At 69.9% G+C, this 22,006-nt stretch carries 18 protein-coding genes; 13 read left to right on the top strand and 5 right to left on the bottom strand.

The window, feature by feature from the left end; all coding sequences use genetic code 11:
* Positions 1 to 82: 82 nt before the first annotated feature.
* The 3 genes from serA (at position 83) to HGBR_RS08585 (ending at position 5,354) form a co-directional block, all read left to right on the top strand.
* Positions 83 to 1,672, top strand: coding sequence for a phosphoglycerate dehydrogenase (gene serA, locus HGBR_RS08595; RefSeq protein WP_019158929.1), 1,590 nt, complete (start codon positions 83 to 85; stop codon positions 1,670 to 1,672).
* Between the two features lie 100 nt (positions 1,673 to 1,772).
* Positions 1,773 to 3,185 carry an Nramp family divalent metal transporter gene (locus HGBR_RS08590; RefSeq protein ID WP_019158928.1) on the top strand — a complete coding sequence of 471 codons (1,413 nt, stop codon included), beginning with the start codon at positions 1,773 to 1,775 and terminating at the stop codon, positions 3,183 to 3,185.
* Between the two features lie 162 nt (positions 3,186 to 3,347).
* Positions 3,348 to 5,354: a BCCT family transporter gene (locus HGBR_RS08585; protein ID WP_019158927.1), complete on the top strand. Its 2,007-nt coding sequence runs from the start codon at positions 3,348 to 3,350 to the stop codon at positions 5,352 to 5,354.
* A gap of 85 nt (positions 5,355 to 5,439) precedes the next feature.
* Here the strand turns inward: HGBR_RS08585 and HGBR_RS20550 are convergent, their stop codons facing one another.
* Complete coding sequence (locus tag HGBR_RS20550) at positions 5,440 to 6,282, bottom strand: histidine phosphatase family protein (protein ID WP_019158926.1); 843 nt, start codon at positions 6,280 to 6,282, stop codon at positions 5,440 to 5,442.
* An 801-nt stretch (positions 6,283 to 7,083) separates the two neighbouring features.
* Here HGBR_RS20550 and HGBR_RS18850 point away from each other — a divergent pair.
* Complete coding sequence (locus HGBR_RS18850; protein WP_147522398.1) at positions 7,084 to 7,671, top strand: hypothetical protein; 588 nt, start codon at positions 7,084 to 7,086, stop codon at positions 7,669 to 7,671.
* Between the two features lie 60 nt (positions 7,672 to 7,731).
* On the opposite strand, the gene HGBR_RS08570 is transcribed toward HGBR_RS18850, so the two are convergent.
* Complete coding sequence (locus HGBR_RS08570; RefSeq protein WP_019158924.1) at positions 7,732 to 8,610, bottom strand: HpcH/HpaI aldolase/citrate lyase family protein; 879 nt, start codon at positions 8,608 to 8,610, stop codon at positions 7,732 to 7,734.
* 111 nt (positions 8,611 to 8,721) lie between these two features.
* Between HGBR_RS08570 and HGBR_RS08565 the strand changes: the two genes are divergently transcribed.
* From HGBR_RS08565 to HGBR_RS08545, 5 genes are all read left to right on the top strand, one after another.
* Positions 8,722 to 9,762: a 3-isopropylmalate dehydrogenase gene (locus tag HGBR_RS08565; RefSeq protein ID WP_019158923.1), complete on the top strand. Its 1,041-nt coding sequence runs from the start codon at positions 8,722 to 8,724 to the stop codon at positions 9,760 to 9,762.
* Positions 9,763 to 9,945: 183 nt separating this feature from the next.
* The gene (locus HGBR_RS08560) at positions 9,946 to 11,037 is read left to right on the top strand and encodes a branched-chain amino acid aminotransferase (RefSeq protein WP_019158922.1); all 1,092 of its coding nucleotides are present in this window, start codon (positions 9,946 to 9,948) and stop codon (positions 11,035 to 11,037) included.
* A 51-nt stretch (positions 11,038 to 11,088) separates the two neighbouring features.
* A complete protein-coding gene (locus HGBR_RS08555) occupies positions 11,089 to 11,940 on the top strand; it encodes an MBL fold metallo-hydrolase (protein WP_019158921.1) in 852 nt (283 codons plus the stop codon).
* 85 nt (positions 11,941 to 12,025) lie between these two features.
* The gene (locus tag HGBR_RS08550; protein ID WP_019158920.1) at positions 12,026 to 13,444 is read left to right on the top strand and encodes an MFS transporter; all 1,419 of its coding nucleotides are present in this window, start codon (positions 12,026 to 12,028) and stop codon (positions 13,442 to 13,444) included.
* Positions 13,445 to 13,545: 101 nt separating this feature from the next.
* Positions 13,546 to 15,837, top strand: coding sequence for a prolyl oligopeptidase family serine peptidase (locus tag HGBR_RS08545; RefSeq protein ID WP_051013368.1), 2,292 nt, complete (start codon positions 13,546 to 13,548; stop codon positions 15,835 to 15,837).
* A 168-nt stretch (positions 15,838 to 16,005) separates the two neighbouring features.
* Here the strand turns inward: HGBR_RS08545 and HGBR_RS08540 are convergent, their stop codons facing one another.
* From HGBR_RS08540 to HGBR_RS17165, 3 genes are read right to left on the bottom strand one after another with little or no spacing between them, the layout of a single operon-like run.
* Positions 16,006 to 16,755: a hypothetical protein gene (locus tag HGBR_RS08540; RefSeq protein ID WP_019158918.1), complete on the bottom strand. Its 750-nt coding sequence runs from the start codon at positions 16,753 to 16,755 to the stop codon at positions 16,006 to 16,008.
* Positions 16,752 to 17,669: an ABC transporter ATP-binding protein gene (locus tag HGBR_RS17170; protein ID WP_019158917.1), complete on the bottom strand. Its 918-nt coding sequence runs from the start codon at positions 17,667 to 17,669 to the stop codon at positions 16,752 to 16,754. Before HGBR_RS17170 ends, HGBR_RS08540 begins: the two co-directional genes overlap by 4 nt.
* Entirely contained in the window at positions 17,666 to 18,127 is a 462-nt protein-coding gene (locus tag HGBR_RS17165; RefSeq protein WP_019158916.1) for a GntR family transcriptional regulator, read from the bottom strand. The genes HGBR_RS17170 and HGBR_RS17165 overlap by 4 nt, the downstream gene beginning before the upstream one ends.
* Positions 18,128 to 18,266: 139 nt before the next feature.
* Between HGBR_RS17165 and lplB the strand changes: the two genes are divergently transcribed.
* The 4 genes from lplB (at position 18,267) to HGBR_RS08510 (ending at position 21,996) form a co-directional block, all read left to right on the top strand.
* Entirely contained in the window at positions 18,267 to 19,355 is a 1,089-nt protein-coding gene (gene lplB / locus HGBR_RS08525) for a lipoate-protein ligase small subunit (RefSeq protein ID WP_019158915.1), read from the top strand.
* A gap of 294 nt (positions 19,356 to 19,649) precedes the next feature.
* A complete protein-coding gene (gene thyX, locus HGBR_RS08520; protein ID WP_019158914.1) occupies positions 19,650 to 20,435 on the top strand; it encodes an FAD-dependent thymidylate synthase in 786 nt (261 codons plus the stop codon).
* A gap of 6 nt (positions 20,436 to 20,441) precedes the next feature.
* Positions 20,442 to 21,125 (top strand): maltokinase N-terminal cap-like domain-containing protein, encoded by a 684-nt coding sequence (locus HGBR_RS18845; protein WP_019158913.1) that lies wholly within the window; start codon positions 20,442 to 20,444, stop codon positions 21,123 to 21,125.
* Positions 21,126 to 21,159: 34 nt separating this feature from the next.
* Positions 21,160 to 21,996 (top strand): enoyl-CoA hydratase/isomerase family protein, encoded by an 837-nt coding sequence (locus HGBR_RS08510; protein ID WP_019158912.1) that lies wholly within the window; start codon positions 21,160 to 21,162, stop codon positions 21,994 to 21,996.
* Positions 21,997 to 22,006 lie beyond the last annotated feature (10 nt).

Below are 22,006 nucleotides of genomic sequence, written 5' to 3'. Positions count from 1 at the left end.
CACGATGTGAACCCCCGCGCGCACCTGAGAGCCGGAGTCACTACAGTGGGGTGATCCGCGAAGACGCTCCAGGAGGAGAACTGTGTCCAAGCCCGTCGTGCTGCTCGCCGAGAACCTGTCGCCCGCCACCGTCGAGGCCCTGGGTCCCGACTTCGATGTGCGCCAGGTCGACGGTACGGACCGCCCCGCACTCCTGGAGGCGCTCGCCCAGGCGAACGCGGTCCTCGTCCGGTCCGCCACCCAGATGGACGCCGAGGCGATCGCCGCAGCGCCCCGCCTCCAGGTGATCGCCCGCGCGGGCGTGGGCCTCGACAACGTCGACGTGCCCGCCGCCACGACTGCCGGCGTCATGGTCGTGAACGCGCCCACCTCGAACATCATCTCCGCCGCCGAGCTCACGATGACGCACCTGCTGGCGTCCGCCCGCTTCTTCGGTGCCGGCCACGCCTCCCTCAAGGAGGGCCGCTGGGAGCGCAAGCGCCTCACCGGTGTCGAGCTGTACGAGAAGACGCTGGGCATCGTGGGCCTGGGCCGGATCGGCGGTCTGGTCGCCGAGCGCGCCGCTTCGTTCGGCATGAACCTCGTGGGCTACGACCCCTACATCTCCGCCTCGCGCGCCGCTCAGATGGGCGTCAAGGTCGTCGACCTGGACGAACTGGTCGCCACCTCGGACTTCATCACCGTCCACATGCCCAAGACGCCGGAGACGATCGGCATGATCGGTCGCGAGCAGCTGGCGAAGGCGAAGCAGGGCGTCCGCGTCGTCAACGTGGCCCGCGGCGGCATCATCGACGAGGAGGCCCTCGCCGAGGCCGTCGCCTCCGGCCGTGTGGGCGGCGCCGGCATCGACGTGTGGAGCCAGGAGCCGCCGGAGCACTCCGCGCTCATGGAGCTGGACGCCGTCAACGTCACCCCGCACCTGGGCGCCTCGACGGACGAGGCGCAGGAGAAGGCCGGCGTCGCCGTCGCCCGCTCCGTCCGCCTGGCCCTGGCCGGCGAACTGGTCCCGGACGCGGTCAACGTGGCCGGCGGCCGCATCGACGAGGACGTGCGCCCCGGCATTCCGCTCACCGAGCGACTGGGCCGGATCGTCGCCGCGCTGACGGAGACCGTCACCCACTTCAAGATCGAGGTGAAGGGCGAGATCGCGTCGAAGGACGTGGGCGCCCTCAAGCTCGCAGCCCTCAAGGGCCTGTTCCGCGGACGCGTCGACGTCCCCGTCTCCTACGTCAACGCACCCGTGCTGGCGGAGGAGCGCGGCATCGACACGGAGCTCACGACCTCCAGCGTGGCCGACGGCTTCCGCAACGTCATCACGCTCGTGGCGACGACGGCCTCGGGCGCGCAGGTGTCCGTGTCCGGCACGCTCACCGGCCCCAAGCAGGTGCAGAAGCTCGTCGAGGTCAACGGCTTCGAACTCGAGATCACGCTGACGGACCACCTGCTCATCTTCGAGTACGTCGACCGTCCCGGCGTCATCGGCATGTTCGGCCAGTCGCTGGGCCGCAACAACGTGAACATCGCCGGCATGCAGGTGTCGCGCGCCTCCGAGGGCGGCAACGCACTGTCCGTCCTGGCGGTCGACTCCGAAGTCACGGCGGAGATCGTGCAGACCGTCGCCGCCGCAGCGGACGCCGCGCACGCGGCCGCAGTCAACCTGACGGAGGACTGAGCCCCCGCGCAGAATGCGCGACAGCTGAGCAGCACGGAGCGGCCGGATCGCACACGACCCGGCCGCTCCGTCATGCAGAGGATCGGAAGGAACGGACGACATGGCAGAGCAGGACGCGACCCGCGCAGGAACCGGGGCCGGTGGAGGTGCCGCGACCCACGGTGGGGGAGCGGCGGGTGCGGGGCAGACCGTGCCGGCCGGGGCCTCGGCGGCGGAGGCACCGGTCGCACCGACCCGGTGGACCGGGTACGTGCGGATGCTGGGACCCGGCATCGTGCTGGCACTGGCGAGCGTGGGCGCCTCCGACATGGTCACGACGCTCAACTCCGGAGCCCAGTTCGGACTGGCACTGGTCTGGGTGTTCGTCGTGGGACTGCTGCTCAAGTACGGGCTGTCCGAGGCGATCGCGCGCCTGCAGCTGACGGCGGACCGGTCGTTCCTGTCACATGCGACGGACGCGGGGGGTCGACTGTTCCCCGTGCTCCTGCTCATCGCAGAGCTGCTGGTGGGGCTGTTCTTCGGCGCCGGTGTCGCGGCGATCACGACGCTGGTCGTGCAGGCGCTGTTCCCGTCGCTGCCCTTCTGGCCCACCCTGCTGGTACTGGTCGCGTCCGCGGTGGTGCTGCTGTGGATCGGGCGATACAGCGCGGTCGAGAAGGCGATGGTGGGCTTCGCGATCCTCATGTTCCTGGGCATCGTGTCCCTGGCGATCGGGTCGCTGGGCGATGGCGACGCGCAGCGGACCGCGGTGCAGACGATCGTGCCGGTGTACCCCAGCGACTCGCCGCTCGCGGTGCTGTCGCTGATCGGCGGTGTGGGAGGTGCGACCGGCATCATGGCCTACACGTACTTCGTGCAGGAGAAGCGGTGGAGCGGGCCCACGTGGAAGAGGGTCGTGCGCGTGGACCTCGCGTTCAGCTACATCCTCATCGGCGTGTTCGCCGTCGCGATGAGCGTCGTGGGTGCGTTCTGGCTGTTCGGGCAGGGGCACACGATCGAGAGCAACGACGCGGTGTTCCAGGTGGGCGATCTGATCGGAGATCAGCTGGGCGCGTGGGCGTGGGTGCTGTTCCTGCTGGCGTTCTTCTGCGTGACGTACTCGAGCCTGCTGGGCGGTTTCCAGGGCATCGCGTACGTGACCGGCGACTGCCTGCGCGTCATCCGCCGGTACCCGCATCAGGACGAGCCCCGGTTCGCGATGTCCGCGAAGGCGGTCGAGTTCAAGATCGCGCTGGTCTGGCTCACCGTCTGCACCCTGGGGCTGCTGACGGTCGAGCGGGTGCTGGGCTACGACCGGCCCGTGACGCTGGTCCTCGTGTACGCCGCGATCAGTTCCTTCATCCTGCCGATCCTGGCGGTGCTGCTGCTGATCCTGCTGAACCGCGGATCCGTGGCGGCGTCGCTGCGCAACGGGTGGCTGTCGAACTCCGTGCTGGTCCTGTGCCTCGTCCTCTTCACCGTCCTGGCGGGCGTCCAGGTGGTCGAGACGGTGCGGGGGCTGCTGGCCGTGTGAGGGGGAGTCGCAGGGTTCCGCAGGGTGCTGACAGCGCCCCGAATCCTGCCAACCTGGCGGATCTCTGATTGACTGGGGAGAGTTCCATGCGATTCCGGCGACCCCCAGCGGACGTCCGCGCAGTACGACGCCGCGGATCGCTGCAGTCGACAGGGAGGCGCGATGGCGAACCCGGAGCACGAAGCAGAACCGACAGAGATGGCGGGGACTGCGGTCTCAGCTGACAACGAGAGTGAGACCCAGACGCCGATCGCGGCGGAGCCGGACAGTGCACCGCCATCCGACGGCGCGCAGACGGTCGTCACCGGGGAGGTGCACCCCCGGATGAAGATCAAGGACTCCGACACCGACGAGGAGATCACCGCCAAGCTCATCAAGCAGGGCGTGCGGCTGGGGAAGGGCACCATCGCGCCGCGGGTGTTCTGGCCCTCGCTCATCTTCGTCCTGGGGTTCGCACTCTTCGCGATCATCGCCCCGAACGCGACGGACACGGCCCTGACGGGCACGCAGAACTGGATCGTCACGAACCTGGGCTGGTTCTACCAGATCGTCATCGCCGTGTTCATCGTGTTCGCGATCATCATCGCGTTCAGCCGGTTCGGCAAGATCACGCTGGGCCGTGACGGGGAGAAGCCGGAGTTCGGCGTCCTGTCGTGGTTCGCGATGCTCTTCGCGGCCGGCATGGGCATCGGCCTCGTCTTCTACAGCGTGGGCGAGCCGCTCACCTTCGCCACGAGCGGTCCCAAGCCGGGCTGGCCGGGCACGGAGACGGTGGACGGAGTGACCTCGGTCCTGCCGGGCAGCGAGAGTCAGGTCGCGCTGCTGGCCATGGCGCAGACCTTCGTGCACTGGGGTCTGCACCCGTGGGCCTGCTACGCCGTCATCGGACTGGCGCTGGCCTATGCGATCCACCGCCGCGGCCGTCCGGTCTCCATCCGGTGGGCGCTGGAGCCGATCTTCGGCGAGCGGGTCAAGGGATGGATCGGCGACCTCATCGATGTGCTGGCCGTCTTCGGGACCCTCTTCGGCATCGCGACGTCGCTGGGCCTGGGCGTCCAGCAGATCTCGTCCGGCATGATGGCGATGGGCGTGGTGGACAGCGTGGACAACACGCTGCTCGTCATCCTCGTCGTCATCATCACCCTCCTTGCGACGACGTCCGTCATCTCCGGTCTGGGACGCGGCATCAAGTGGCTGTCGAACATCAACCTCAGCATGGCGGGGATCCTGCTGATCTCCGTGCTGCTGCTGGGGCCCACGCTGTTCCTCTTCCAGAACCTCGCGCAGTCCGTGGGCGTCTACCTGGCTGAAGTGCTGGGGATGACCTTCGACGCCGGTGCCTACACCGGTGAGGACGGTGCGGCGTGGTCCGCGTCCTGGACGATCTTCTACTGGGGCTGGTGGATGGCATGGGCTCCGTTCGTCGGCGTGTTCATCGCGCGCATCTCGCGCGGCCGCACGGTCCGCCAGTTCATCGCCGGAGTCCTCCTGGTGCCCACGACGGTCGGCTTCATCTGGTTCGCGATCATGGGAGGTGCGGGACTGCACCGCCAGCTGTTCGGAGAGGCGGGCCTCGTTGATCCGGTCGAAGGTGTCATCCCGGAGGCCGCGCTGTTCGACATGCTGGGCGGTCTGCCGCTGGGGTCGATCCTGTCGGTCATCGCGATCGTCCTCGTTTCGATCTTCTTCATCACGTCTTCTGACTCCGGTTCGCTGGTGGTGGACATGCTCGCCTCCGGCGGTCATCCCAACCCGCCCACGTGGTCACGCGTCCTGTTCGCGATGCTCGAGGGGCTGCTGGCGATCGGGCTGCTGCTGTCCGGCGGTCTCACCGCGCTGCAGGCGGGGTCGCTCGCGACCGCGCTGCCCTTCAGCGTGATCCTCCTGCTCATGTGCTGGGCGACGTTCCGGAATCTGAGCCAGGATCAGAAGCGCCGGGACGAGATCGAGTTGCGGGCGCGGTACGAACGGTTCAGCCGCCAGCTGGCCGACGACTTCGATGATGCGTTCGGTGGACAGGTCGACTCGCGTGTCGACGAAAGGATCGACTACAGGATCTCCCGGACGACCGGGGTCTTCGATCGTCGGTCGCGTGAGGGCCGTGGTCAGGAGCGCGGCCAGGAACCGGGGGAGAAGAAGCACTTCGGCTTCGGCCGCCGGAAGGAATGAGGACCGGGAGAGTCTGAGCCTCCGGCCCGGGGCTGTGCGGTGCTGACAGCGCGTCGGCGCTCCGCGACCCCGGGCCGTTCGCGTGTCAGCGGTAGGTGACCATCTCCGGCTGCTGGTGGGTGTGCTCGTTGAACGAGACGAGGCTGACTCCGCCGCGGCCGGTGACGATCTTCGTGATGCCGGTGTTGATCGTCACGCGGGTGAACGCCATCCACTGGTCGAAGTCGCCGCCCATGAGGCGGGAGACCGTCCGCCCGATCGACCCGGCGCTCGAGACGATGAGTGTGCTCTCCCCGCTGCCGGTGGCCGCGCGTGCGTCGTCGAAGGCACGGTCGACCCGTGTCGTGAAGGCGGAGTGCGTCTCCTCGTAGTCCCCGTCGTTCCGGCTGTCCGCCCACCGGGCGATGCCGCGCTCCAGTTCGTCCTGGAACACCCGCGAGTCATGTGCGGCTCGCGGGTCCGTGTCCGTGAGAGCACCGGTGATGCTCCATGCGGAGTACTCGTTCCAGCCGGAGTCCAGGCGCGTGGGGATGGCGGTGGCGTTCGTGCGGCTCGTGTCGTCTGTGGTTGTCGTGGACAGAGGGGGCGCCTCTGCTGGGATGGTGGTGCCGGGGTCCGAGTGGGCCGTGGCACCGGGGCCCGTCCGGACGACCGTGCCCGGATCCGTCTGCGCGAGTGCGGACTCCGCGGTGCCGATCGCCCCGGGGGTCTCCGGAGCACTCACGGCGCCCAGTCCCTCGAGGATGCCCTGGGCCGTCTGCTGCTGGCGGAGCATGGACCCGTGGATGATGCGAGTGGGACGGACACCCAGGGACGCGAGATGTGCGCCGGTGATGCGGGCCTGCTGATGCCCCGTGTCGGAGAGACGGTCGTAGTCGTCCGTTCCGAACGACGCCTGTCCGTGCCGCACCAGATACAGAACACCCATGTCGCTCCTCGCTTCCTCTTCCCGCCGCACACATCCTTGTGCGAGCGATCGATCGCCACGTGCAGTCTACGAGGTGCGCAGTTGGTGCTGTGTGAGCGTCCGCGAGACGGAGCTGCGCAGGCGGGCCGCAGTGCATGCAGCGCAACACTGAACACGTCCGGACGGTCGTGCGTGGAGAAGTGCGCGGTTGACTGTGCACTTCCGTTGTTGAGTGAGTCACTTTCAGCACCGTTCAGGTGCGTGGATTGCACACTCAATCCACAAACTGCACACTCAATCGGCTGAGTGCCACGGCGCAGTGCGTCTTTCGCAGCGATATGTCGTGCGCACCGTGTCTGGCGCCCTGCGTACACACACGTGTGAAGTGCGACATGCGGATCCACAGCGGTGAGCGAGGACGTATTCGAGCTGATGCAGAAGGCTAGCGTCAGGCGCATGGAACGACCGACCGAGCATCCTCTGCGCGACTCGCAACCGCTCCGTCGGGTCGAGGTGCCGGTACTGGTGCACAGTTCGACGATCCAGGACTTGGGTCTCACGCCGTTCCATCTGACTCGGCGTGCCGGATTCACTCGGGTCGTCCGCGGAGTCGTCGCCCACCCGACGCGGAAGGTATCGGTCGACGTCCCACGATGGGCCGACGAACGCTGGATGGGCGTCCGACTTCGGGTGGCGGCGCTTCAGCTCTCGCGCCCCGAGGCTGTGGCATCACACGGGACAGCTGCGCTCTTGCACGGGTGGGTGCTTCCCGGCCGGATGCAACGCGGTGACCAGATTCACCTGACGACGGATGTGTCCGCCGTGCGCCGTCGCGAGGTCGTGTCGCATCGGTACGAGGTGTCTGACGTCCTCGACGCGTACGGCATCCGCCTCACTGGTCTGTCGGAGACCCTCCGCGACATCGCGGACGGCCTCTCCGACGTCCAGCTGCTCGAGCTCCTCGAGGGAGTGTGCGGTCACTGGCACGGCACGCCCTCCGTCACTCCCGAAGAGCTGCTCGCGGCGGTCCCGCACTGGCCGCGCTTCCGGGGGAGTGCTCGGCTGCTGCGCGTCCTCCCGTATGTGCGCGCGGACGTCGGCTCACCGCAGGAGACCCAGCTGCGCCGGACGATCGTGGCAAACGGGTTGCCGGAGCCTCGGGTGGCGCACCCGGTCGTGATCGCCGGGATCACGTTCCATCCCGACCTCTCCTACCCGGACCTGCGCATCGCGATCGAGTACGAGGGCGACCACCACCGGACGGACGCGCGCCAGTGGGACTCGGATATACGCCGGGAGGGGCTCTTCCGCGACGTCGGCTGGGCCTACTTCCGCGTCACGCGCTCGACGAACATGCGCGAGTTCCTCGATCGGCTCGAGGCGGAGGTCACCCACCGCAACAGCACGTGACGAGACCCCACCTGACGCGATCCTGCCTGGCCCGATCCTGCCTGACCCGCCCCTCGCCGATCACGCGTTCCAGAGGCCGTACGACGAGGCGAGCTCCTGGATCTTCCGGGCGCGCGCCAATCGCGGCAGGTAGGAGCCGTCGGTGATCTCCGCGCCCTCCTCCGCGTCCAGGAGCAGCTCGCGGGCCCAGCGCTGCTCGTCCTCGGACGGGGCCAGCGCCTCGTTGATGGTCGCGGTGAACGAGGGCGACAGCGTGAGCTTGCCCGCCATGCCCATCTTGATCGTCCACGCGCAGTCGTCGCGCAGCTGCTGATCGGTGGCGCCCAACCCGGACGGCCCGTCGATGGCTCCGGGCAGTCCGCCCACCCGCGACGCGATGACGAGCCGCGACCGCACGTACGCGAGCGCCAGCGGATCGTCGGACATGCCGGTGTCCTTGCGCAGGTCGTTCGTGCCCAGCGCCAGGCGGAACGTGCCCGGCGCCCGCGCGATCTCCGTCGCGTTCTCCACGCCGATCGCCGTCTCGATGAGCGCCAGCACCGGCACGCCGGCACCGCCCCTCATCGCCGTCCACGTGACCTGCTCGGGCGCCTCCGTGTTGGGCAGCATGAGGCCGCGCAGCCCGGGCAGCCCGTTGAGCGCCGCCAGGTCGTCCTCCCAGTACTTCGACTTCACGTCGTTGATCCGCACCCATGCCGTCATCTGCGGCTCCCCGCTGTCCGGATCGAGCTCCGACAGCGCCCGGACCACGTTGTCGCGTGCCTCGTCCTTCGCCTCATCCGGGACGGCCGCCTCCATGTCGAAGATGACGGAGTCCGCCTCCGACCGCTGGGCCGGCTCGAACAGCTGCGGTTTGACGGCGTTGACGAGCAGCCAGGTGCGGGACAGCTTGGCGGGCAGGGACGCGGCACGGGCATTCCGGATGGGGGGTGTCGACATGAGAACGAGTCTAGGGTGCGGACGCGCGCGTCCGCGCCCTCGGAATCCCGCCAATCCCACGACTCGAGATCCCCAGTCGAATGATGAGACCGCGCCGCTACGATCCCTTCCATGACCACGTTCAAGATCGCAGTGATGCCCGGTGATGGCATCGGCACGGAAGTCGTCCCCGAGGGCCTCAAGGTCCTGTCCCGCGCGATCGAGGTGACCGGCACGGACGCGACCCTCCAGACGGAGCAGTTCGAGGCGTCCGCCCGCCGCTGGCACGAGACCGGCGAGACCCTCACGGACGACGAGCTCGAGCGCCTCCGCGACTTCGACGCGATCTTCTTCGGCGCGTGCGGCGACCCGTCCGTCCCCTCCGGCGTGCTGGAGCGCGGCATCATTCTCAAGCTGCGCTTCGGCCTGGAGCACGGCGTCAACCTGCGCCCCTCCAAGCTGTACCCCGGCGTCGCCTCGCCCCTGGCGAACCCCGGCGACATCGACTTCCTCGTCGTCCGCGAGGGCACGGAGGGCTCGTACACCGGCCAGGGCGGCACGCTGCGCGAGGGCACTCCGCAGGAGATGGCGACGGAGGTCTCCGTCAACACCCGCTACGGCGTCGAGCGCACGGTCCGCTACGCCTTCGAGCGCGCGCAGGCCCGCGACAAGAAGCTCGCCTACCTGCACAAGACGAACGTCATGGTCCACGCGGGCCACCTGTGGCGCCGCACCGTCGAGTCGATCGCGCCGGAGTTCCCGGACGTCGAAGTCACCTATCAGCACACGGACGCCGCCATGATCTACATGGTCGCGAAGCCTGAGGACTACGACGTCATCGTGACGGACAACCTCTTCGGCGATCTCGTCACGGACCTGGCCGCCGTCGTGACGGGCGGCATCGGGCTGGCCGCCAGCGGCAACATCAACGTCGAGGGCACGGCTCCCAGCCTCTTCGAGCCCATCCACGGCTCGGCCCCGGACATCGCCGGCCAGGGCAAGGCCGATCCCACGGCCAGCATCCTCTCCGGCGCCCTCATGGCGGAGCACCTGGGCCTCACGCGGGTCGCCCAGGCCATCCAGGCCGCCGTCGAGGCCGACCTCGCTTCCCGCGGCGACGCCCCCCGCACCACGTCCGAGGTCGGGGACGCCATCGTGTCCCGCCTCGCCTGAGAGGCCCGTTCGTACGGCACCCGGCCGCGGCCTCGGGAACACCGCTCCCGAGGCCGCAGCCGGTCCGGTCTCCCCAGCCCCTCCCAGCGCTCCGCCCACCTGCGGAGCGGGGTGGGGTCCGCAGGCGACCCTGCGTTAGAGTGACCGCAACCACACACCATCTCGCAGAGAGAGAAGGACGCAATGACGACGTTCGCACTCCAGAAGAATCCGCAGCCGCAGACCCCGTCTGTGCGCGATGTGATTCTGGGTGCTCCCGTGTTCGGCACGCAGTTCACGGATCACATGTCCCACATCCGCTACACGACGGAGCAGGGCTGGCACGGGCACGAGGTCGTCCCGTACGGCCCGCTGTCGATCGACCCCGCGGCGGCCGTCCTCCACTACGCGCAGGAGATCTTCGAGGGCATGAAGGTCTACCGTCATGCCGACGGCTCGGTGTGGACCTTCCGCCCCGACCGCAATGCGGAGCGCATGAACAGGTCGGCGGAGCGCATGGCTCTGCCGCAGATGGACGACGGGGACTTCCTGGACTCGCTCCGCGCACTGGTCGAGCAGGACAAGGACTGGGTGCCCACCCCGCGCGACGACCAGGACGAGGTGAGCCTCTACCTGCGTCCGTTCATGATCTCCGTCGAGCGGTTCCTGGGTCTGCGCCCCACGCAGCAGGCGGACTACTACGTCATCGCCTCGCCCGCGGCGGCCTACTTCGCCGGCGGCGTCAAGCCGGTGCGGATCTGGCTGTCGGAGAACGTCAAGCGCGCGGGCAAGGGCGGCACCGGCTTCGCGAAGTACGGCGGCAACTACGCGGCGTCGACCGCGGCGATGATCGAGGCCGGCCAGAAGGGCTGCGACCAGGTGCTCTTCACGGACGCGACCGACGGGACGCACCTGGAGGAGCTGGGCGGCATGAACCTCATGCTCGTCACCTCCGACGGGAAGCTGCTGACCCCGCCGGTGTCGGAGACGATCCTGGACGGCGTCACCCGCCGGTCGATCCTCGACCTGGCGCCGCAGCTGGGTCTCGCCCCGGAGGAGCGGCCCATCACGGTCGACGAATGGCGCACGGGCGCGGCGGACGGCACGATCGTCGAGGCGTTCGCGTGCGGCACCGCCGCCGCCGTCACCCCGATCGGCAGCCTCGCCGCCGAGGGCTGGTCGTTCACCCAGAGCGAGCAGCCCGGCGAGGTCACCATGAACGTCCGCCGCACTCTGCTGGACATCCAGTACGGCCGCGCCGAGGCCCCAGCCGGCTGGATGGTGCAGCTGGCCTGAGCTGACGGAGACATCCGGACCGCTGCGGTCCGGAGGAGGGGAGTGGGTCCCATGAGAGCAGATCTCACGCTCTGCGCCGCGTGCGGCGTGGAGGCGGCGGACCCGCTCCCCTCCGTCTGTCCCATCTGCGAGGACGAGCGGCAGTTCGTCCCCCGTGGCGGCCAGGTGTGGACGACGACGGGTGAACTCGCGGAGTCCGGACGGCGGATCGTCCTCGACGAGGTGGAGCCGGGTCTGCACTCCCTGCGCGTCGAGCCGCGCACCGGGATCGGGCAGACGTGCTACCTCGTGAGGACGTCCTCGGGGAACGTCCTCTTCGACGTGCCCCCGTACCTCGACGACGAGGCCGTGGCGGCGGTCGCCGGGCTGGGCGGGATCGACGCGATCGTCGCGAGCCACCCCCACATGCACGGGCTGCAGGTCGCGTGGAGCGAGGCGTTCGCGGGTGCCCGCATCCTCGTCGCCCGCCGCGACCGGTCGTGGGTGCAGCGTCCCTCGCCGCACGTCACGGAGTTCGAGGATGAGGCGGAGGTGCTGCGAGGCGTCCGCGTCCGCCGCGTGGGCGGGCACTTCCCCGGCAGCTGCGTGGTGACCTTCGAGGCCCGCGACGGGGCGCTCGTCCTGCTGGGCAGCGACTCGATCTCACCCGTCGCCCGGGAGGGGTGGGTCACCTTCATGCGGTCGTTCCCCAACTACCTCCCGCTCTCCGCCGGTGCCGTGCGCGGCATCGCCCAGCGGGTCGCGGACCTGCCCGTCGAGCGCATCTACGGCAGCTTCGGCCAGCGGACCCGTCAGGACGGAGCGCGGGCGATCGCGGAGTCTGCGGAGCGCTACGCGGAGTGGGTCTCCGGCGTGCACGACGACCGTGTGGGCCACGACGACGAACCCGTGGGGCACGACTGAGTCTTGGTCACAGAATGATCACGATGCGGCACGCGTCACCCCCTTTTTCGCAGAAGCGCGAAAAAGGGGGTGTACTGTCGCACGCATGTCATCTTCAGAGGCTCGCGCAGGTGCGGGCACAGCCACCGTCGGCTCCGCTCTGCCGACGACCGCGGACGTCATCGCGGACCTCCCCTGGCGCTGGCGCGTCCAGGGCTCGATCTTCCTGGTGGGCGGCCTGGGCTTCATGTTCGACGCCTGGGACGTGGCCCTCAACGGGTTCCTCATCCCGCTGCTGAGCGACCACTGGAGCCTCTCCGTCGGCCAAGCCGCGTGGATCGCGACGGTCAACCTCATCGGCATGGCCGTGGGCGCGTTCGTGTGGGGCGGCATCGCGGACCGGATCGGGCGGAAGAAGGCCTTCACGCTCACCCTCCTGTGCTTCTCGATCTTCACCGCGCTGGGGGCGCTGAGCCCCAACATCTGGATCTTCTGCCTCCTGCGGTTCTTCGCGGGGTTCGGTCTGGGCGGCTGCATCCCCGTCGACTACGCGCTGGTGGGCGAGTTCTCCCCGGCGAAGCACCGCGGTCGTGTGCTCACGGCCCTGGACGGCTGGTGGCCGATCGGGGCGACCCTGTGCGCCTTCGTCTCCGCCTGGCTCATCTCCTTCTCCGACTGGCGTGCGGTCATGCTCATCATGATCCTGCCTGCCCTGCTGGTCTTCGGCGTGCGCCTGTTCGTGCCGGAGTCGCCCATGTACCTCGCGAGCGTGGGCCGGCACGAGGAGGCGGACGCGATCGTGCGGAGGCTCGTGCGGGCGACCGGCGCGGAGGTGACCCAGTGGCGTCGTGCAGAGGTCGCGCCTCCCGCAGCGACCCCGGGCACCTGGCGCGGGAAGCTCGCGGCGATCACCGGCCAGATCGCGGACCTGTGGCGCTGGTCGACCCCGCTCACACTCGTCGCGTGGTCCCTCTTCGTCTCCGTGCTGCTGCTCTACTACGCGGCGCTCACGTGGCTGCCCAAGATCCTGCAGACGCAGGGGCTGGCGGACGAGGCCGCGTTCATCGTCACCGGTCAGATGACCGCCGTGGGCATTGTGGGCGTCGTCGTCTCCGCCCTGTTGGTGGAGAAGATCGGCCGCAAGTGGCAGCTGGGACTGTCCGCCATCCTCGCGGCCGCCGCACTCGTGGGCTTCTCGTGGGTGCTCGAGGCATCGGGGGTGGAGCTGTCCGGTACCGCGCAGACGCTCATCCTGGTCTTCGGCTTCCTCATCCAGATCGCGATCCCCACGCTCTACACGTACGTGTCGGAGCTCTACCCCACGAGCCTGCGGGCCTCCGGGTTCGGGTGGGCGTCCGCCGCCTCCCGCGTCGCGACGGGCATCGCCCCGCTGGTGTTCGGCTCGTTCCTGTGGCCGGTCCTGGGGCTCACGTGGACCTTCGCGCTCACCGGCGGACTCGTCGTCATCGCGATCATCCTCATGGCGGTCCTCGCGCACGACACGACGGGACGCGAGCTGGACTGACCTTCCGGTCGGGTCGGCCCCGCGGCTGCCCGGGCCGACGGCGCACTGCGGGTCCGGACCGAGGCCGGGGTGCGTCCGTGCCCGTCGCTAGGGTGGGTGCCATGACGGAACGCATGGCACCCACCCCGCCCGACCCGCACCTCTGGCTCGAGGACATCGAGGGCGACGACGCCCTGGCCTGGGTGGACGCGCAGAACCGCCGGACGCTCGACGCGTTCTTCGACGCGGACGCGCAGGCGACCTCGGACGCCATCCGTGCGGCCCTGGACTCGGAGGACCGGATCCCCGGCGTCAGCAAGCTGGGCGAGCACTACTACAACTTCTGGCGCGACCGGCAGCACCCCAAGGGACTGTGGCGGCGCACCACGTGGGACTCCTACACGACGGACGCCCCGCAGTGGGAGGTCCTCCTGGACGTCGACGCGCTCGCGGCCGCAGACGGTGTCGACTGGGTGTTCCACGGTGCGCGGGTGCGCCGCACGGACCGCCGCCGTGCGCTCATCCTCCTGTCCCCGGACGGCGGCGACGCCCACGAGGTCCGCGAGTTCGACCTCACCACCCGCACCTTCGTGGACGAGGGGTTCCACCTGCCCACCGCGAAGGCGCAGGCCGCCTGGTTGGACGACGACACGCTGCTCATCGCGACGGACTTCGGTCCCGGCTCGCTCACGGACTCCACGTATCCGCGCAGTGCCCGCGTGCTGCGCCGCGGGCAGGGCCTGGACGAGGCGCGGGAGATCCGGTCCGTGCCGCAGGAACTCCTGTCGATCTTCACCGGTGTCGACCGCACGCCCGGGTTCGAGCGCGCCCTCATCGTCGAGGCGATCGACTTCTACCGGTCGCGCACGTGGGTGCGGGACCTGCCGCTCACGGATGCGGGCCTGGTGCCGGAGGACGACCTCACCGCCGGGTGGACCCTCATCGACGTGCCGGAGGACGTGTCGGTCGACTTCGACCGCGACGTGCTGCTCTTCCGACCCCGCACGGAGTGGACGGGTACCGGCTCCGGCGGCGCGCCGTTCACGATCCCGGCCGGTGCGCTGGCCGTCGCCCCGTACGACGCGTACGTCCACGACGGGGGAGCCGCCGCGGTCACCCCGCGCGTCCTCTTCAGCCCGGAGACCGGTCCACAGCCGCGCACCTCCCTGCAGGGCTGGTCGTTCACCCGCGATCACCTGGTCCTGTCCTTCCTCACGGACGTCCGCTCGCAGCTGCGGATCGTCGACCGCGCAGACCTGCTGGGGGACACCGTCGCCGAGGCCGCGGCCGGCTCTGCAGACCGCGGTGCGACCGCGGGTGCGGGTTCACCGGCTGCGGGTGCTGAGGAGACCGCACCGGGAGGATCCGACCTGCCCGGCCGGGAGTTCCCGGGGCTCGACCCGCTGCTGTCCGTGGGCATGGGCGCCGTCGACCCGGACGACGATGCGACGGCCAACGACGTGTGGATGACCGTGAGCGGCTTCCTCACCCCCACGACCCTGCTGCGCGGCACACTGGGGGCCGGGGACTCCCCGGACCAGGCGCCTGCGCCGGTCAAGCGGGCGCCGGAGCTCTTCGACGCGACCGGCCTGCAGGTCACCCAGCACATGGCACAGAGCCAGGACGGCACCCGGGTGCCGTACTTCCAGGTGGGGCCCGCGGCCTCGGCGGCGGGGGCGGACGGCCAGGCGAGCCCGGCACCCGTCCTGCTGGACGGGTACGGAGGCTTCGAGGTGAGCCGGCTGCCCGGCTACGCGGCCACGATCGGAGTGGGCTGGCTGGAGAAGGGCGGCACCTACGTCCTGGCGAACATCCGCGGCGGCGGCGAATACGGCCCGCAGTGGCACACCGCCGCGCTGCGGGAGAACCGGCACCGAGCGTACGAGGATTTCGTCGCCGTCGCCCGCGACCTCGTGGCGCGCGGGGTGACGGTGCCGCAGAGCCTCGCGTGCTCCGGGGGCTCGAACGGCGGGCTGCTGGTGGGCAACATGCTCACACAGTTCCCCGACGACTTCGGGGCCGTGTCCTGCGGCGTCCCGCTGCTGGACATGCGTCGGTACACGCAGCTGTCCGCGGGTGCCTCGTGGGCCGCGGAGTACGGCGATCCGGACGATCCGGACGACTGGGAGTTCATCCGCACGTTCTCGCCGTACCACCTGCTGGACGGGCCGGGGGAGCGGTCGTACCCGCCGGCCCTGTTCTGGACGGCGACCTCGGACGACCGGGTGGGGCCGGTGCAGGCGCGGAAGATGGCCGCGAAGATGCAGGCGCTGGGCGTCGAGGACGTGTGGTTCTACGAGGACCGGGAGGGCGGGCACTCGGCGGCCTCGGACAACGAGCAGGCGGCCCGGACCCGCGCGCTGTCCTACGCGTTCCTGCTGCGCAGCCTCACGGGGGCGCGCACGCAGAGCTGAGTCATCGGTGGCCTCAGGCCGACGACGCCGGGACTGTACGCACGGAGGGGGTCCGCACGCGCGGAAGAAGGAGCCCCGGTTCCCCTCATGCACTGCGGGGAACCGGGGCTCCGGTCCGGTGTGGTCGTGGCGATCGGGCTGTGTGGTTCGGCCTCAGGCAGGTCCGTCTCAGGGGGTCGAGCGGCGCAGCGTCAACCAGCCCGCCAGGGCCGCGAGGGCGACGAGGACGCAGAGGACTCCGGTGACGCCCAGTGGGCCGGCCTCCGCGAAGACGCGCACGACGTCGCCCCACAGCTCGAACCGTGTGATGACGAACAGGGTGCCCACGACGAGGACGCCCAGGCCGATCGCCGCGAGGGTGACGACGAGCGCCCCGCCGCGGCGGTAGAGGGTCGCCATCCAGAACCCCACGAAGAAGACCAGCAGGGTGAAGGAGAGGTAGAGGAGTCCGGCGACCGCGCCGCCCTGCTCCCACAGCCACGGCAGGCGGGAGATGTACCCGTTGATGCCGTAGCCGTTCGTCGCCTGCTCGAGGTAGCCCAGCAGGACGACGACGAGTGACAGGCCGCTCGCGGCCAGGAGCGCCGCCAGTGCCGTGCCCAGGAAGAACTCCCGGCGGGTGGCCGTGAGGGCCTGCGCGAACGGGAACGTGAGGCCCATCGCCTGGACGCCCGCGCCCACGAAGTACCAGAGCGGGGCCTGGACCGCGCCGCCGTACATGGGGCTGTCGGCGCCGATCATCGCGTAGATCGCGATCGAGACGACGACCGCGGCGGCCAGGATGATGAGGGGGATCCCCACGAACGTGTAGCGGTTGAGGTACTGGATCCGCACGACGCCCCAGATCCGCGAGGCCGCGGACGGCACCGGTGCGGGGGCCTGGGAGACGGCGGGTGTGCTGTCGACTGCGGCGGTCATGATGCTGCCTTCTCTGTGGTCTGGGTCGCGGACCGGGCGGAGCGCTGGTCGCGCTGGGACAGGCGGACGATGAGCTGCTGGAGGGGGACGGGGGAGTGCTCGAGCCCCAGGCGGTGGGCCTCGTCCGCCTCCGCCGCGGTGAGGGTGCCCATGACCGTGACGGATGCGACGCGTCCCAGGGACTCCCGGTGCAGGATCTCGCGCGTGCCGATCACGTGGCTGACGGTCTCGGCGTCGCCGGTCAGGGTGACCGCGCGGCCGCGCAGCGCATCCGTCGACTCGTGCAGGAGGAGCCTGCCGTCGTCGATGAGGAGGACGTTCTCGATGAGGTCGGCAATCTCATCGATGAGGTGCGAGGACAGGATGATGGTGCGCGGATGGTCCGCGTAGTCCTGCAGGAGCCGCTCGTAGAAGAGTGAGCGCGCGACCGCGTCCAGGCCCAGGTACGGCTCGTCGAAGAACGTGATCTCCGCGCGCGAGGCGAGGCCGATGACGACGCCCACCGCGGACAGCTGACCGCGGGAGAGCTTCTTGATGCGCGTGGTGAGCGGCAGTCGCAGGTCCGCCACGAGCGTGCGGGCGAAGGCCTCGTCCCAGCGCGGGAAGAACATCGCCGCCGCGCGCAGTGCGTGCCCCGCGGTGAAGTCGTCCGGGTACTTCTGGCTCTCCCGCACGAAGCATAGGCGGGAGAGCACCCGCGCGTTCTCCAGCGGATCCTCGCCGAAGACCCGGACGGTGCCCGTGGTGGGGAAGTCCTGTGCGGTGAGGATCGACATGGTCGTGGTCTTGCCGGAGCCGTTGCGGCCCAGCAGGCCGGTGATGGAGTTCTCCTCCACCTGCAGCGTCAGGTCGTCGACCGCGGTGACGTCCTTGAAGGTCTTGGTCAGATGGGCGACGTCGATGACGGCGGTCATGATGTCTCCTGTCGTAGGGGTGCGCCGACCGTCGAGGCGGCGTCGGTGGAGTGGTCGGGGGAGTGGAGCGCGGCGGAGTGCGCGCCGGGTGCGGGCTGCGGCTCCGCGGCGCGGTGCTCGATGAGGTGCCGCACGTCGTCGCGGGAGAGCCCCAGCCGTTCCGCCTCCGCCAGGAGCGGGGCGACGTAGGTGCGGGCGAAGGTCTCCCGCCGCTGGGCCAGCAGACGTTCGCGCGCGCCGGTGGCGACGAACATCCCGATGCCCCGCTTCTTGTAGAGGATCCCCTCGTCCGTCAGCGACGCGACGCCCTTGGCCGCCGTCGCGGGGTTGATGCGGTGGAACGCGGCGAGTTCGTTCGTGGAGGGGGCCTTCTCCTCCTCGCCGAGCGAGCCGTCGACGATCGAATCCGCGATCGACTCGGCGATCTGGAGGAAGAGGGGACGCCCGGGATCGAACATCGTCTCTCCTGTCTGCCTGGCCGCCCGCAACCGGGATCGCTCCCGTCGAGGTGGATTGGTTACTTACTCGACTAGGTAACCATTCAACCGATGGTCCGGTCAAGGGGTGCAGCGGATCATGACGGAGTAGGTTGGGGACATGACGACTTCGGAGAGCGGCGGCACCCGGCAGCATCACGCGGAGTACAAGGTCCCCGGCGGCAAGCTGGTCGTTGCGGACCTGGAGACGGCGGGCGGTGAGATCACCGCCGCGAAGATCTCCGGCGACTTCTTCCTCGACCCGGAGGAGGCGTTCGACGCGCTGGCTCCGGCACTGGTGGGGGCCGCCGCGACGGCCTCGTCGGACGTGCTGACCGGCCGGCTCGAGTCGGCGCTCGCCCCGTTCGCAGACGACCTGGACCTCCACGGCATGAGCCTCGCGGACGTCGCGGTCGTCGTCCGCCGGGCGCTGGCGGATGCGCGCGAGATGGCGGACCTCGACTGGGAGGTCGTCCACACCCCCGTCCTGCCCACGCGGCTGAACGTCGCCCTCGACGAGTACCTGCTGCGCGAGGTCGAGGCCGGACGCCGCGGTCCCACCCTGCGGATCTGGGAGTGGGAGGACCGGGCCGCCGTCATCGGCGCGTTCCAGTCGTACGTGAACGAGCTGGACCCGGACGGCGTCGAGCGCCACGGGGTCGAGATCGTCCGGCGGATCACCGGCGGCGGTGCGATGTTCATGGAGGGCGGCAACTGCATCACGTACTCGATCTACGCGCCCGTCGACATCGTCGCGGGCCTCGACTACACGGACTCGTACGCGTATCTGGACCGCTGGGTCATCGAGGCGCTCCGGGCACACGGCGTCGATGCGTGGTACGTGCCGATCAACGACATCACCTCGTCCAAGGGGAAGATCGGCGGCGCCGCGCAGAAGCGCACCCGGAAGGCCGTCCTCCACCACGCGACGCTCAGCTACGACATCGACGCGGACATGATGACGGACGTGCTGCGGATCGGGAAGGCGAAGATCTCCGACAAGGGCATCGCCAGCGCGAAGAAGCGCGTCGACCCCGTCCGCAGCCAGACCGGCGCACCGCGGGAGGAGATCATCGCGACGTTCATCGATACCTTCGTCCAGCGGTACGGCGCCCGCGTCGGCGAGCTCTCCGCCGAGGAGATGGCCGGCGCTCAGGAGCTGGTCGAGCAGAAGTTCGCGACGGAGAAGTGGATCCACCGCGTGCCGTGAGCGACCGCAGGGTCGACGCATGTCGATCATGACCCGCGAAACCGTCGGCGACGGATGAGGATATGGGGGTCACGGAGATCCGGATGGTGCGGTAGCCGGCGGTCCGTGGGCGCCTCCTCCCGGACGCCGCCGCGGTCGTTGCAGGTGGCCGTAGTCCGGTCGGTCCGCACTGCGGGGATCGCCGCTCGGGTGACTAGACTGGGACCCGATCTGCGGGGTCGCTGCGGACACGTCCCAGCCCCGCCCCGCAGCCTCGCGACAGACCGTCCCGTCCCCGACAGAAGGGCCCTCCCCGTGCGCCACGTCGAACCCGTTGTCTCGCTCATCGCCAAGCCGCAGATCGACTGGGAGGCGATCGATGCGTACCTTGACGAGGTGGGCGGGCGGTCCTGGTCCGACCGCGTGCAGAACGCGCCGTCGCCGGACGCCGAGGACCTCCTCGAGTTCTCCGGCCGCATGTGCTATCGCTCGTGGGAGCCGGGCCTCAACCCCAATGTGTCGCGAGTCCGCACCGACTCCGCGGCGTACCTGGGCAACGTCATCGGCTCGCAGCACGGGTCCGTCCTGGAGCACGCGAACTTCACGTTCATCCTCCACAACGTCTCCCGCGTCCTCACGCACGAGCTCATCCGCCACCGCGCCGGCTGCGCGTACTCGCAGGAATCCCTGCGGTACGTCCGCCTCGACGAGGTCCCGTTCTGGTTCCCGGAATGGGCGCGCGAGGACGAGGAGCTCATGGAGCGCAGCCTCAAGGTCCTCGAGACCCTCGAGGAGCACCAGAAGTGGATGGCGGAGCACTTCAAGCTCGACGAGGAGGGCACGAACTTCGCGCACAAGAAGCACATGACCTCGTTCATGCGCCGCTTCGCGCCGGAGGGCCTGGGCACGGGCATCGTCTACACCGCGAACCTCCGGTCGCTGCGCCACGTCGTCGAGATGCGCACCGCGCCCGGCGCGGAGGAGGAGATCCGTCTCGTCTTCGACAAGATCGGACGGATCATGCAGCAGGAGGCACCGGCGATCTTCGCGGACTACACCGTCGAGGACGGCGCCTGGCTGCCCGGGACCAGGAAGGCCTGAACCACTATGGCTGACATCCACGCCGCCCAGTTGGAACCCACCAAGCCCGAGGCCGTCGCGACATACCTGTCGGCCCGCCTGGGCGCGGGGGTCACCGCCGAAGACCTGCGGATGATCACGTCGTTCCGCTTCGACGATCCGGCCGGCGAGGTGGGCTGCGAGACGCACATCGTGGCCGTCACGGTGCCCCAGCGGGGCGAGCTGCTGGTCCAGGTGCCGTTCACCTACCGCGGTGCCCCGCTCGAGGGAGCGCCTGAGGAGGCGCTCGTGACGCGGATGGACCACTCGGTGCTGGGCGACCGGTGGGTCTACGACGCCGCCTTCGACCCCGTGTACGCGACGGAGCTGCTGCTGGCGATCACGGACGCCGGCGGTGCCGCGGAGCAGTTCGCGGTGGGCTCCGACGGCAGTCGCACCCAGATCACCGAGGGCCTGGCGAATGTCCGCGGAACCGGCGCCCCGACGGATCCCGCGGACGCTGCCATCGACGACATCGCGGCAACCGACGACGCGCTCCTGCCCGCGGTCGAACGCACTGCCGAGGCGACCGCCATCCGCCTGCGCGGAGCGAGCGTCGCGGTGCTGACCGTGCTCGATGCGGACGGCCGCTCCGACGGAGCCGGCGGACGTCTCCTCGCGACGTGGGACGGGCAGCAGACACCGGTCGAACTGGCGCGCCTGGCACGCTGATCCGTCCCGCCGCCCCCGGCGCTAGGGTGGGCTCATGGATTCCGATGGCGCAGTTCAGACCCCCGCCGGGGCACCTCTCCTGCTCGACCGGCCGGAGCCGGGCATCGCCCGGATCACCCTCTGCCGACCGGACCGGATGAATGCCGCCGACCACGCACTCGTCACCCGGCTGCATGCCGTGCTGGACGAGATCGACGCGGACCTCTCGATCCGGGTCGCCATCCTCACCGGGCGGGGACGGGCGTTCTGCGCAGGGCTCAACCTGACCGGATACGGCGACGACGAGCTCGTCGCTCAACAGGGAGCGCTGCCCCGCACGATGGCGCGGCAGAAGGAGATCGCCTCCCTCGTCGCGCGGGTCCGCGGCCTGCGGGTGCCCGTCATCGCTGCGGCCAACGGGGCGGTGGCGGGGCTGGGCCTGTCCCTCCTCTGCGCCGCGGACGTCCGCTATGCCGTTCCGGAGGCGAATCTGGCGGTCGGGTACATCCGCGCGGGCTTCTCCGCCTGCGACATGGGGCTCTCGTGGATGCTTCCGCGGATCATCGGGGTCGCCCGCGCGCAGGAGCTCATGCTCACCGGCCGCCGCTTCACCCCGGCCGAGGCCTGCGAGGCCGGACTGCTCGCGGACGTCGTGCCCGCGGAACAGCTGTGGGACCGTGCGCTGGAGACCGCCCGGCAGATCATGCGCAACGCACCGATCTCCGTCGAGATGACGAAGGAGGGGCTGTGGAAGGCGCTCGAGAACCCGTCGTTCGAGGCCGCCGTCGAGTTCGAGAACCGCCAGCAGGTCTACACCGCGATGACGGAGGACCGGCAGGAGGCGACGGCCGCATTCCTGGAGAAGCGGACGCCGCACTACGTCCGGCGCTGAGCCGCGGTCG

This window comes from Brevibacterium senegalense (assembly GCF_000285835.1).
Classification (GTDB): Bacteria; Actinomycetota; Actinomycetes; order Actinomycetales; family Brevibacteriaceae; genus Brevibacterium; species Brevibacterium senegalense.
Note: the sequence above shows the minus strand (reverse complement) of the source record. Positions and strands in the feature narration are given on the sequence as shown.